The organism is Pseudomonas sp. Y24-6, from assembly GCF_020295325.1.
GTDB lineage: Bacteria > Pseudomonadota > Gammaproteobacteria > Pseudomonadales > Pseudomonadaceae > Aquipseudomonas > Aquipseudomonas gregormendelii.
Genome location: NZ_JACBXG010000003.1, coordinates 331,913 through 344,608, shown reverse-complemented (window position 1 = coordinate 344,608; position 12,696 = coordinate 331,913). Strand labels below are relative to the sequence as shown.

At 48.2% G+C, this 12,696-nt stretch carries 13 protein-coding genes; all 13 read right to left on the bottom strand.

The features are described from left to right. Positions 1-12: 12 nt before the first annotated feature. A complete protein-coding gene (gene wbjC, locus HYI44_RS07950; protein WP_225569117.1) occupies positions 13-1,131 on the bottom strand; it encodes a UDP-2-acetamido-2,6-beta-L-arabino-hexul-4-ose reductase in 1,119 nt (372 codons plus the stop codon). Positions 1,132-1,134: 3 nt separating this feature from the next. Next, positions 1,135-2,169 (bottom strand): polysaccharide biosynthesis protein, encoded by a 1,035-nt coding sequence (locus tag HYI44_RS07945; protein WP_045060273.1) that lies wholly within the window; start codon positions 2,167-2,169, stop codon positions 1,135-1,137. Positions 2,170-2,206: 37 nt separating this feature from the next. Continuing rightward, entirely contained in the window at positions 2,207-3,475 is a 1,269-nt protein-coding gene (locus tag HYI44_RS07940) for a hypothetical protein (protein WP_225569116.1), read from the bottom strand. A gap of 146 nt (positions 3,476-3,621) precedes the next feature. Then, the gene (locus HYI44_RS07935; protein WP_225569115.1) at positions 3,622-4,839 is read right to left on the bottom strand and encodes a putative nucleotide-diphospho-sugar transferase; all 1,218 of its coding nucleotides are present in this window, start codon (positions 4,837-4,839) and stop codon (positions 3,622-3,624) included. Then, positions 4,832-5,647, bottom strand: a complete 816-nt coding sequence (locus HYI44_RS07930; protein ID WP_225569114.1) for a glycosyltransferase — start codon at positions 5,645-5,647, stop codon at positions 4,832-4,834. Before HYI44_RS07930 ends, HYI44_RS07935 begins: the two co-directional genes overlap by 8 nt. After that, complete coding sequence (locus HYI44_RS07925; RefSeq protein ID WP_225569113.1) at positions 5,632-6,933, bottom strand: flippase; 1,302 nt, start codon at positions 6,931-6,933, stop codon at positions 5,632-5,634. Before HYI44_RS07925 ends, HYI44_RS07930 begins: the two co-directional genes overlap by 16 nt. A gap of 224 nt (positions 6,934-7,157) precedes the next feature. Then, a complete protein-coding gene (locus tag HYI44_RS07920) occupies positions 7,158-8,204 on the bottom strand; it encodes an LPS O-antigen chain length determinant protein WzzB (protein ID WP_225569112.1) in 1,047 nt (348 codons plus the stop codon). A gap of 383 nt (positions 8,205-8,587) precedes the next feature. After that, positions 8,588-9,478, bottom strand: coding sequence for a glucose-1-phosphate thymidylyltransferase RfbA (gene rfbA / locus HYI44_RS07915; RefSeq protein WP_225569111.1), 891 nt, complete (start codon positions 9,476-9,478; stop codon positions 8,588-8,590). Further along, complete coding sequence (rfbD, locus tag HYI44_RS07910; RefSeq protein WP_225569110.1) at positions 9,475-10,368, bottom strand: dTDP-4-dehydrorhamnose reductase; 894 nt, start codon at positions 10,366-10,368, stop codon at positions 9,475-9,477. The genes rfbA and rfbD overlap by 4 nt, the downstream gene beginning before the upstream one ends. Continuing rightward, on the bottom strand, positions 10,365-11,441 hold the full coding sequence (gene rfbB, locus HYI44_RS07905; RefSeq protein ID WP_225569109.1) for a dTDP-glucose 4,6-dehydratase: 1,077 nt from the start codon (positions 11,439-11,441) through the stop codon (positions 10,365-10,367). Before rfbB ends, rfbD begins: the two co-directional genes overlap by 4 nt. 228 nt (positions 11,442-11,669) lie before the next feature. Then, a complete protein-coding gene (locus tag HYI44_RS07900; protein WP_045060269.1) occupies positions 11,670-11,906 on the bottom strand; it encodes a lipopolysaccharide assembly protein LapA domain-containing protein in 237 nt (78 codons plus the stop codon). Between the two features lie 27 nt (positions 11,907-11,933). Then, on the bottom strand, positions 11,934-12,230 hold the full coding sequence (ihfB, locus tag HYI44_RS07895; protein ID WP_003218804.1) for an integration host factor subunit beta: 297 nt from the start codon (positions 12,228-12,230) through the stop codon (positions 11,934-11,936). 151 nt (positions 12,231-12,381) lie between these two features. Beyond that, positions 12,382-12,660, bottom strand: coding sequence for a hypothetical protein (locus tag HYI44_RS07890; protein ID WP_045060271.1), 279 nt, complete (start codon positions 12,658-12,660; stop codon positions 12,382-12,384). Positions 12,661-12,696: the final 36 nt, after the last annotated feature.

The window sequence follows — 12,696 nt, the reverse complement described above, 5'->3', positions numbered from 1 at the left end:
TTCCTAATTCGATCAGGCTTCGGTGCCCACTGGCATTGTGTAGGTGTCCGGAAACTCACGATCAAAGATCTCGTTAGCCCACAGCATCACGATCATTTCGGTTTCGCCAACATTGGTAATGTCATGACTCCAGCCAGGTACGGTTTCTACAATTTCTGGTGTTTCGCCATCAGTGTACAATTCATAAAACTCAGCCGAAGCTATATGGCGAAATCGGAAGCAAGCCTTACCGGTGATAACAAGAAATTTTTCGGTTTTTGTGTGATGGTAATGGCCGCCGCGGGTTATACCCGGATGCGCAGTAAAGTATGAGAACTGACCAGAATCCTTGGTTTTGAGCATCTCCACGAATACTCCGCGAGCGTCTCCATGCTTAGGAACTTGGTAAGTAAAAGATTCGGGTGGCAGATAGCTGAGGTACGTCGAATATAGAGCGCGGACCAGACCAGTACCGACGCGCTCGGTTATCATCGACTCCCTGCTATTTTTGAAAGCGTGGATTTGTGATGAAAGATCGCCGACTGTGATACTGTAATTAGGCTCAACCTGCAAAAATGGACTAGCGGACTCCGCCCCATCCATCACGGAAATGAACTTTTTAATGACATCATCGATATAGACAAGGGAAATTGTCGCATCAGCATTGTTGATAACAACTGGCAAGTTATGCGCGACATTATGACAAAACGTTGCTACAGCAGAATTATAATTAGGCCGAGCCCATTTACCAAATACATTCGGCAACCTGAACAGATGCACGTGATTGCCAGAAGTGGCCGACAGATTGAGCAACGCTTCTTCAGCCTCACGCTTACTGTCACCGTACGGGTTGCCAAACTCAGCTTGGATTGATGAAGTATATAGAACAGAGACCTTACGACCACTGGACTTTAGTGCTGAGCATAGCGCCTGAGTCAGATCGGCGTTGCCGACCTTGAATTCTTCAACATGCTCGGGGCGATTGACACCGGCCAAATGGAAAATGAAATCCACTTCAGATACGAGCGAGTCCAGACTGGCTACATTGTCTTCTCGGCAAAATCGGAGCACCTCAACGTCTTTGCGCTCCTGTAAGTGAGCAATAAGGTTTTTGCCTACAAATCCATTCGCACCGGTAATCAAGACTCTCATTCTTTATTCCTCAGGCACTGCATGTTCGCCGCGCTGGATGGCACGCATGAAATCGAGTTTCAACAACAGTTTCTTCATACCTTCAACGTCCAAGCGCTCGGTGTTGTGCGAATTATAATCTTCCATCGTGGAAATTTTTTCTTCGCCTTGCTCTACGAATTTGCTGTAGTTCAAATCACGCAAATCAGGTGGCACTCTAAAATATTCACCCATGTCTTCCGCACAGGCCATTTCTTCGCGGCTTAATAGAGCTTCGTACAGCTTCTCACCATGCCTGGTACCTATTATCTGAATAGGATGCTCGGGCTGTCCTAACATTGAAGTCAACGCAAGCGCGAGAGTCTCTACTGTGGCAGCTGGCGCCTTCTGGACGAAGAGATCGCCATTATTACCATGTTCAAACGCATATAATACAAGATCTACCGCATCGGCCAACGTCATCATAAAGCGTGTCATATTTGGATCGGTAATGGACAACGCTTGGCTTGCTCTTATCTGGTCAATAAACAACGGAATAACCGAACCGCGCGAGGCCATTACATTTCCATAACGCGTGCCGCATATGACAGTCTTGGTTTCATCGACATTTCGAGATTTTGCGACCATGACTTTTTCCATCATCGCTTTCGAAATACCCATTGCGTTAATTGGATACACGGCCTTATCTGTGCTTAAGCACACTACACGCTTGACTTCGTTCTGAATCGAAGCTTCAAGCACATTATCAGTGCCGATCACGTTGGTTTTAACAGCTTCCATCGGGTGGAACTCGCAGGAAGGCACTTGCTTCAGTGCTGCGGCATGGAAAATATAGTCCACCCCGCGAGTAGCGTTTAAAACGCTTTGGTAATCACGAACATCGCCTATATAAAATTTCAGTTTCGGACTGGCATAGCGCTTGCGCATATCATCTTGCTTTTTCTCATCCCGACTAAAGATCCGAATTTCATTGATATCTGTAGAAAGAAATCTTTTCAGAACGGCATTCCCAAAGGAACCCGTACCTCCAGTGATAAGCAGCGTTTTATTTTCGAACATCACCAAGCCCTTATAAAGTCAATATTTGCCGGCATAATCATAGCCCATCAGAGGCAAGCGTTCCATTATCACTCTCACCAGGCAATGAATCCAGCGTGGTTACAGACGGCGCAAATGCAATGGCCGCAGTCGCGAAACCAATCAAAAGCATCCCATTTGAGGAAAATATGTATGGATTAATCGCTGATATCGCAGAATATAGAAATATCGAAGGGGCAATCCATGGATACCCAGACTTCGCTACCTTTCCGCTGAGCGACAGAAATGCAAGCAGGAAAACCAGCATCGCGGTCCCGAACAAACCAAATACTCGAAGGAGCTCTACGTACGTTAGCTCTGTCTTACTAGCCCCCTCTGGCAACATGTTCTGTAGAACCGGTGACCACACATGTGCGTTGAATCCCTGACCGAACAATACCACCTGAGGACTGGCGAAAATTTCGCCATAACTTCCCAGATATCCTATCTTCGTCGCATTACTCTGTTCCCCGGCTCCAAACATCTCATTTACGATAGGTACATCGATAAACACTAAAGCGATAAAAGCCAAGATGATCGATAACAATATCAACGCGATGGCACCTCGTCCAAACCGGTGCCACATCCATACAAAAACAGGAGCGCACAGAGATAAAATTATGCTCGCACGGGTACCTGACAGAAATAATGCAAATACAGGAAGCATTAGAAACACAGCAGCTTTGAGAGAAGGCCTGTCCAACATCTTCCATGTTTCATGACAAAGTAGAAAAATTAGCATTGGCGATGCTATAAAATATATATAGTAGAACGCTACACCTGCGTATTCTCTCTCACCAACGTAAGCCACACCATTAGCAACAAAAAAGTAGACGAAGTCAGTGAACGTACCTGTAGCAATAAATAGGAAGCTAACTAGAATTACAGCACATAAAAGCCGCAGCGATACCACGAGTGCGCGATAGGCCCACCATAGATAACCTGGCGCTAGATACAACAGTGAACAAACCATATAAACAGCAGCTGAGATGTAAGATGTATCTATGAATACGCCAGATACACCCCCTCGCAAGACTGCCATTAACAAGCCATAGGCGGGTAGATAAAGTACAAATAAAACAAATGCAAAAATATAAAATGCATCCAAGCGCATTCTCGCGCTTTCCAGGACAACTGTTAATCCAAGAACAACATAGACAAGAGCTATCGCCGCAAACTTGATGTGATAAATCTGGCCTATCGGATCAAACAGACAGGCAATCCACAGCAAATAAATTGATAAAATGCCCAGCTTCGGTGCCTTGGAAATTTCAGTTTGAATATTCAATGTCAGATCCGCGCGATTCAGATATAAAAAACTGTAGGACTGAGCTTAAAGAGGGGGCTTCCCCCCTCAGGCGCGTTCAGCCTTACTTAACAGTCTTAAAAGCCGGCGCTACTTAACCAACCCTCACTACTGAAAGCCACCTGCAGTTACAGTTTCCACATATCCCGATTCAGCCTGAAGCTCGAAAGATATACAAGCAGGCGGGAAAAATTCATGAATCGGTTTGGCCCTAAAGCGTAAAGCGCCATTTTCATTAGCTTGTTAACTATCAAAAACTTGCTTTTGTTACTTTCAATATCACCAAAACCAGTCGGTTGGTACCCCGACTTGTCGCTGATCAAATAGTTCTTCTTTGCAAATGCTGCTACAGGTCCATTCGAATCAAACGGATCATGACCACGAGGCAGATCATTCAAAACACTCGCATATGCACGTCGCAAAGTTGGCGATACATAATCGCCATTAGACATATAGTCAAAACCATATCTGGTTTTCGAAATCGGAATTTTCAAACGCTGCAATGACTTATTGTAGCGATGGGCCAGTTCAGAATAGTCAGTTCGCCCAGTCTCTCTGTCGGCAAATTCGCGCTTGCTCAATAAATCTGGATTTTTTTCGTCAAAGGAGCTGAAGTGGAAAAAAATCAGACGGTATTCGTTATTAATCAAATACCCGCCCTGCGGATTTACGGAAACTACGCGCTCATGCGCATTCCAGAAGGCCACATTAAAACCAAGATCAAAAGAGATATGCAGCTTCGGAAAAAAACACGGAGCAATACTCACCCACTTTTGATCAGTTGATAATCCAAATTGAGTTTCAAAATAACAAAGATCAAGACAGCGCTCGTTCCACCAATTCAGGAATCTGACACTCTCCGACGAACTATTAACTGCAAAAAACCCCAAGTTAAACGAGCCAAAACGCATCATACCCACATCACCTTCCGGATGAGGAGTTACATAATGCGGCGTAAGAATTATCTCTTCTTCATCAAGAAGATTCAGAATAGGATCAAGCGAGTTAAACAAGCACGTATCAGGATCCAAAAATATTACTTTCTGCGCTGACTCCAGCAGCCTTAGCGCTAACCAGGGTTTCAGGCTAGTACTAAATTCGGTAATATCATATTTAAATGCGTAATGACTGAAGTTTTCTAAACCAAGATCCTCAACCCATTCAAAATCTGCCAAATCATGCGGCAGATCGCCTTCAATTTTCTTATCAAATATAAAGATCTTCAGCTTCGGGTGATTGAAAGCCGCGAGCGACTCAGCCAACACCAAAGCTTTCGGCAAATAAGCCAAATTACAGACGGTGAAAACTTTGTAACCTGTATTTTCTACGCTGTCTGAATTAGACATTTTTATTACGCCTCCAGAAATTGGCAACCCGCACATAAACTTGAGTAACGAGGTAAATAGAAAACAACCGAACGAAAACCTTCAAAAATTTCCACTCACCATTCAGCAGCGAGTATGTAATCAACCTGACGCTGGAAACAGAAGTATCCACGATACGCTTGAACGAATATGGCCTGAACTGATATTCTTTTCCTAGGAATGAGTAAATACTGTCTTCTTGCTCCGTGACATGATCAAAACCTGGCGTGTATGAGCACTCCCCGATCTTCATGTTGTTCTTGGAGGAATCAAGGCAAAACTTATAATCAACACCATCAACAAAATAGCTATGGTCATGCCATCCCAATTTTTTAAGGTTCTTTAAAAAATAAAGGCTTCCGCTATTGATGGCCAAAAGAACATCTCTCAGTCCGTCATTCGTAGCGTCTTTGTCGACATTTTTGGCGTTGAATAAGAAGGCGCTGTATTCCGAAACAAGATGTTTTTTATCTGAATAAAATTGCTCTACGAAATCCAAAGTTTCTTTGCTGAATCCCGTATCCTGATCGAAAAACATCAATGCTTGGAAATTATCTGCCTCCGCCTGAGCACAAACTGTAGAAATGCCATACCCCAGACCGACATTATTGCCACATGTAAAATACTCGATACCTTCTTGATTCTTGGCTAGCTGCTTTACAGAATCATTAGAAGGTGAATTGTCGAATATATATACGCTGTGACCTGCCTCCACGGCCATCTTCAGCCGACCCAGCAGATTTTCACCAGCGTTGTATACAACTATCCCTATGGCTACTTCGCGGCGCATATGGCCCCCTTCTTGTTCCCTGAAAACACATTGCGCGCTAGCACAAACATTAAAGACATATCAATGAATGCCCTCATCACCCAGACCACAACCGCTCCAATCAGGCCGAAATTATGCACAAAGATAAATAGGCAGGGGAAATATATAAAAAATTCTGCCAAATGCACGAGTGCCGTGCCCTTCACATTTCCTGCCGCTTGCGCGGCGGCATGAGGAACTTGTGCGATGGAATTGAACAGAATCCCGACAGCCAATATTGATGCGAGACGCCAGGAGTGCTCGGCAAAATCCTGCCCCAGCCACAGCGTCATTCCCCACAGTGACCCTACGGATGCAACAGAACATATAACCAACATCACAACCGCGATGAGCAATGCAGATTTTTTGAAAAGCCTTTCCGCAGCCGCGATATCTACCGCAATCAGCGCCGACAACTTGGGAAACAGCGCAGCAGTTAACGCCGCTGGAAGTATTAAAAACCTGATCAAAACTTCAAATGGCACAGTGTAATAAGCCACCAAACTGGCGCCCACAACAGATGAAATAACAAATCTGTCCGCAGTTACCATTAAAGGGCTGATGAGATTCGACAAGGTCATCCAAGAACCGAACGTCAGCAACCCCCTCACCTCTTCAGGATGGGATTTCGGTTTGATCCAATAGAATTTTGTTTTCTGACGAACCAAGTAGGCGTGTGCCAAGAAAACGATAAATCTAGACAAGACCAGACTCGCTACCATCCATTCTAACATCGGCCCCCAAATCAGCACTGTGATAGCCGGCATGCCAAAATTTGCCAACCCAAGCAACACTCTCAAAAGATTGACGTTGCCAAACTCTTCATAGGCTTCCAGCACCCCCCTTAGACCGGACGTCAGTGTAGTCAAAGGTATGCCCACAGAGGCTATCAAGAGAGATATGACAACATCATGCTGTAACTCAGGGCTGACACTCAACCATCGCATCCCTAAGGGAAATGCTGTACACGCAAGCAGTACCCCGCCAAAAACTCCAGCCGCCAAAACCATGACAAGACCGAGATTTATAATTCTTGAAACTTCTTCGTTCGTCCCACCGGCGAGTTTTTTAGCAACGGTTTGAGTTAACGCACGACCGAGACCGAAATCAAACAAGCTAAAATAGCCTATCAAAACCCAGACAAGAGTTAAAATTCCGAATATCTCAACACCCGCGCTGTTCAGCAAGAAGGGTATCGTCACAGCCCCCAACAAAAATGGGGCTCCGCTGCCTATCAAGTTCCACAATGTATTCTTTCTAAGAGACATTCTAATAGCTCACGTAATGAAATCATGCGGCCTCCGAACGACTCCAGAGTCCCGGCGTGGATTGCATTCCTCCGGATCACCGCCGAGTCGGCGGTAAACCTTATTTTGTCAGATCCCTGCCAATCTAACAGGCCCGCCTCGCCGGCCAAACATTCTCACGCGATACCGGGACCTCTTCAGTATCTTCTCTAAGAGTTGGATAATTGCGTGAAGCTATGACAAAACTAGGCACCCTTTTTGGTCAGTACCAAATAACGAATCAATGCAACCATGACGCCTAGTACCGTGCCCAGCAGCAGTCCCAGAAGAATGATCAGGCCTTTCTTTGGCTTGATGGGGCGGTCTGGTTGTTCGATAGGACCATCTTGCCGGTAAACAGAAACGGTCTCTGGACTAACCTGCAGATCTTGATAAAAACTTTGCTTGATCTGCAACGCTCTCAGCTTTTCGATGAAGGGGTCATCAGACTTACGATTTTCCAGGTTTTCGATTTCAGCTTTGAGCGCTTTGCTACCACGCATGTAAGTCAACTGTCCATCCATTGCCGCAGACACCTCAGCAGACAGGTTGCTAGAGATAATGGGTGGGTTTTGCAGACCAATTGCCTCGGCAATCGTAAGCGCTTCTCGCAATCGCGTAATAGAGTCCTGGCGGATTCGGCTCTCGGTCTCCTGAATGGTGCTGATCTGCTGACCGAGGTTCCGGGCCCGGACCTCCGCTTCGCGCGTAGTGTTTCTTATCATTTCGTTCTCGGCAGCACTACCCGCCCTGGCTGCAAATGTTTTCACCCACTCAGTGACTTGGGCGGCGTCCTCACCCTCTGCGGCGATTGAATAGCGATCTGGCTGCTCCTTGGTAGGAAAACCGATAGTCAGCTCTCTCAAGAATTTGGAATACAGTACATCTTGCGAACCACCGCGCTCGGACTCTGAGAGTGAAGGCAGGTAAGTGTCCTTAAAAAAGGCGCGACGCAATGTTTCGCTCTGCAGGCAACGTGTGAACACGTCATAGACATCTTTGATCGTAAAAGGTGTCAGTTCTGAGTCTCTGGTCCGCCCGTAGTTAAAATCGGCAATTCCGTTCAAGGTAGGCGGCTGGAGATAAACGCGGGCCTCATAGACAGGCTTACTGACGAATGCATACGTTGCAGCTGCCAGTGTTACGATCAAGGCAACGCCCACGATCAAAAATTTTTGAGCCCACAACGCCACAACCAGTTCATACAGGTTGATCTCATTCATGCCCTGCGTGTTTGCCGGGTTGTTCGCCATATCAGGTTTAACCTTTTCAATATTTCGGTGGATTGGATGCAAATGTCATCCTCTTCAGCATCCATTTATCAGCTTCTGCCTCCCCCATCTGACGCACTGCCATCAGATTCCTTGCGGGCGAGAATCGAACAATGGAAGTCGCGCACTGGCATCCTCCAAAAATCGGTAAAACTTGATGATTTGAGATCAGTAGCAGGTTCTGTTGCTTCCCGCAGATCAGCATCGATACAGGCAATACATATCCTGAACTTTTCTTCTCCAAGACATCACCATCATCTACCGGTGCAGTAATCTATCCCAGGGAACCTTGTCACAGGGATGGATTACTGCATACGTAGGTGCTTAGCGACTTGGATAACCGCTCAGACATCAAGTCTCTCGATTCAATGGGAAGGATTATCCAGCAATTTCTGCAGATACTGACCATAGCCCGTTTTCTTCAATGCCGCTGCTTGAGCGGCCAACTGGTTGGCCGTGATCCAACCGCTGTTGTAAGCGATTTCTTCGAGGCAAGCGACTTTCAGGCCCTGCCGTTGCTCAATTGTATGCACGAAGTGGCTTGCCTCAAGCAGGGAGTCGTGTGTCCCTGTATCCAACCAAGCAAAGCCCCGGCCCAGCATTTCAACATTCAGGGCGTTTTTCGTAAGATAGGCACGATTTACATCGGTGATTTCCAGCTCACCACGCTCAGAAGGTTGAATGCTCTTTGCAATTTCCACGACTTCGTTATCGTAGAAGTACAAACCAGTGACTGCGTAGCTGGATTTTGGCTTAAGCGGCTTCTCTTCGATGCTTAAAGCGCGACCAGACTTATCAAACTCGACAACACCAAAGCGTTCCGGATCGGAAACATGGTAGCCGAACACCGTCGCGCCATGTTGCTGGGAGGCGGCTGAGCGCAAGTTGTCGGAAAAGTGCTGACCGTAGAAAATATTATCTCCCAGAATCAGGCAGCAAGGATCCTTACCAATGAACTCTTCACCGATGATGAAAGCTTGTGCCAGGCCATCAGGGCTAGGCTGCTCTGCATAGGTGAGTTTGATACCGTAAAGACTGCCGTCACCCAGAAGTTTTTTGAAACATGGAAGATCTTCAGGAGTCGAGATGATCAGAATTTCACGCATACCCGCGAGCATTAGTACCGACAAAGGATAGAAAATCATCGGCTTATCGTAAATCGGTAGCATTTGCTTCGAAACACCCAACGTAAGTGGGTGGAGCCGAGTGCCTGAGCCGCCTGCGAGAATGATTCCTTTACGATTTGTTGTAGTCATTTGTTCAAAACTTCCATAAGCATTCGGGATACGCCACTTTGCCAATCCGGCAAGTGCAAAGAAAAATTGTCACGCAGCTTCCGAGTATTCAGTCTCGAATTCAAAGGACGGCGTGCAGGCGTTGGGTACTCAGTAGTATTTATGGGATCTACAGCTTTGACAGCGAGCTGTTCGGCGTTGGCCTTGGCGAATTCGATCACGTAAGTTGCGTAGCCATGCCATGAAACCTCACCGCTTGCTGCCAAGTGGTATAGACCTGACAGTTCTGGGCGCAGCACAACTTGCTGGATCGCTAACGCCGTCACATCTGCAATCAGATCGGCGCCCGTGGGCGCCCCTATCTGGTCAGCGATGACATTTAATGTTTCGCGATCTTTAGCCAGTCGAAGCATGGTCTTGGCAAAGTTGCTTCCACGAGCACCGTATACCCAACTGGTGCGGAATATCAGATGCTTGCATCCGGATTCAATGACCGCTTGCTCTCCCGCCAACTTGCTGGAGCCGTAATGATTTACGGGGGCGACGGCATCAGTTTCCTGCCAAGGCGTAGAACCCTCCCCGTTGAAGACGTAATCGGTGGAGTAGTGAATCAGCCAGGCACTCATCGCTGCAGCTTCTTCTGCCATGACCTTAGTTGCCAGACCGTTAACCGTGTCTGCCAATTCCGTTTCCGACTCTGCCTTGTCCACGGCGGTGTACGCGGCGGCGTTGACGATGATGTCAGGCTTGACCTGACGAATCGTCGCGCGCAATGCGTCGAGATCAGAAAGGTCGCCCGACAAGCCATCATGTGTTTGACGATCCAGTGCGATCAGCTCACCCAGTGGAGCGAGGGAACGTTGGAGCTCCCATCCGACTTGACCGTTTTTGCCCAACAGGAGGATTTTCATGCTTTGCCCGAGCGATCCGAGTAGTTCTGGTCGATCCACTGCTGGTAGCTTCCGCTTTTAACGTGCTCTACCCACTCCGCATTACCCAGATACCATTCAACCGTCTTGCGAATGCCGGTTTCGAAGGTCTCTTCCGGCGTCCAGCCCAGCTCCCGCTGGATTTTGCTGGCATCGATAGCGTAGCGCTGGTCATGCCCAGGACGGTCCTGAACGTAGGTGATCAGGCTGGCATGCGGACGATGTGCGGAGTCTGGACGCAGTTCATCGAGCAATGCGCACAAAGTGTGCACCACTTCGATGTTTTGCTTTTCGTTATGTCCGCCGATGTTATACGTCTCGCCAATTACGCCTTCGGTGACGACTTTATAAAGTGCACGGGCATGATCCTCGACGTAAAGCCAGTCACGTACCTGATTGCCTTTACCGTAAACAGGGAGAGGCTTTCCTTCCAGCGCATTGAGGATGATCAGCGGGATCAATTTCTCGGGAAAGTGGCACGGGCCGTAGTTGTTCGAGCAATTGGTCACCAGTGTTGGCAGACCGTATGTGCGCGCCCAAGCACGGACCAGGTGATCGGAACTGGCCTTGCTGGCGGAGTACGGCGAGCTCGGCTGGTAGGGTGTCGTTTCGGTGAAAAGATCTTCGGGACCTTCCAGGTCTCCATATACTTCATCAGTTGAAATATGATGAAAACGGAAACTGGCTTTACGCGTATCTTCTAGCGCCAGCCAGTAATGCCGTGCGGCTTCCAGCAAGGTGTATGTGCCGATGATATTGGTCTGGATGAATTCAGACGGACCGGAGATGGAACGATCGACATGAGACTCTGCGGCCAGGTGCATGATCGCGTCCGGCTGGTGTTCGCGCAAAACCCTATCGACCTGGTCACGGTCACAAATATCAACGCGCTCGAATGCATACCGGGCGTCTTGGCTGACCCCTGCCAAAGACTCAAGGTTACCGGCATAAGTGAGCTTATCGACGTTCACGACAGAGTCGGAAGTCTTGGAGATGATATGACGGATCACCGCCGAACCAATGAATCCGGCGCCGCCGGTTACGAGAATTTTCACGCGAAAACATACCCTTGAGTTACTGACAGGGCCGCCAACCGAGCACTGTCTAATCCATTAATGCAAAAGCCGGCAATGAACCGAGGCTACTTGCAGAGTCAGTCTGCCCGACCTCGGAACCAGCCGCTTTCGGACAAGCGAAGCATTTTACAGCTTAATGACTTTTTTACTAATGGATGTAGACAAGCAGCGGCTAAAGGAAAACACATTTTTCGACACCGGCCATGCTCAACCGGGATATTTGGACCGTACGGATTTGCGCTTGATGAACCAACCCAGGAATGGCCCGATCAACATGCCCATCAGTAGGGCGCAAAGCATCGCCAGTGAAACAGGTAGCTGAGGTCCTGACCAACCAAGGAACAGCAAGGAAACCGATTGCTGGTTCTCGAGCACGAATGCGAGAGTCGCAAGAACCAGCAACAGGACAAATACTGCCAGCACCACGCGCTTCAAGTTACGCATCAGCAACTCCTTGAAAATCAAAGGCTGTCAAACCCCCTCCTCCTCATCTTCATTCACCCGATCCCGCAGCTCCTTCCCCGGCTTGAAATGCGGAACGAACTTGCCATCCAGGCTAACCGACTGCCCGGTCTTGGGATTGCGCCCTACCCGCGGTGCGCGGTAGTGCAATGAGAAGCTGCCAAAACCTCGGATCTCGATTCGATCCCCGGTGGCCAGGCATTGGGACATTTGTTCAAGCATGGTCTTGATGGCCAGCTCTACATCCTTGGATGAGAGCAGCCCTTGATGGGTGACAATTCGTTCGATCAACTCCGACTTCGTCATATTTTTCCCTTCTTTTTCAAGCAGCTAGATCAGCGCTTCAAAGGTTTTAGCACGCTCGGAGCCATTTGAACAGTCCAAGATTTGACATATCGTTACCGGCTTTGAGTCGCCCTATTTGCGGGCGTCTCAAGCTGGCGGGCCGCTTGTTCTGTCACCTGCAAATCACCAGCATGGTGCGTGTCAGGTAGCCTGCGGGATTAAAACCGAATGGGTATTCATCCTCGTCCTTGGCGTCATCCGACCTTGCAATAACCTTGTAGCCTGCCGCTTTGCATTCCTTGTCGGCGCGCTTGCGGCATTTCTCCCAACCCGAGCCCAGGCCGGAACAATCGATCTCTATCCCGCTGACACCACGCACCGCATGGGTCTTGGCGCTGGTGGTGCAGCCTGCCAGTGCCAGTACTGCTATGGCGACCATGAGCTTGTTCATGCACTTCCTTATTAGTCAGGCACCCTACCGGAGGGT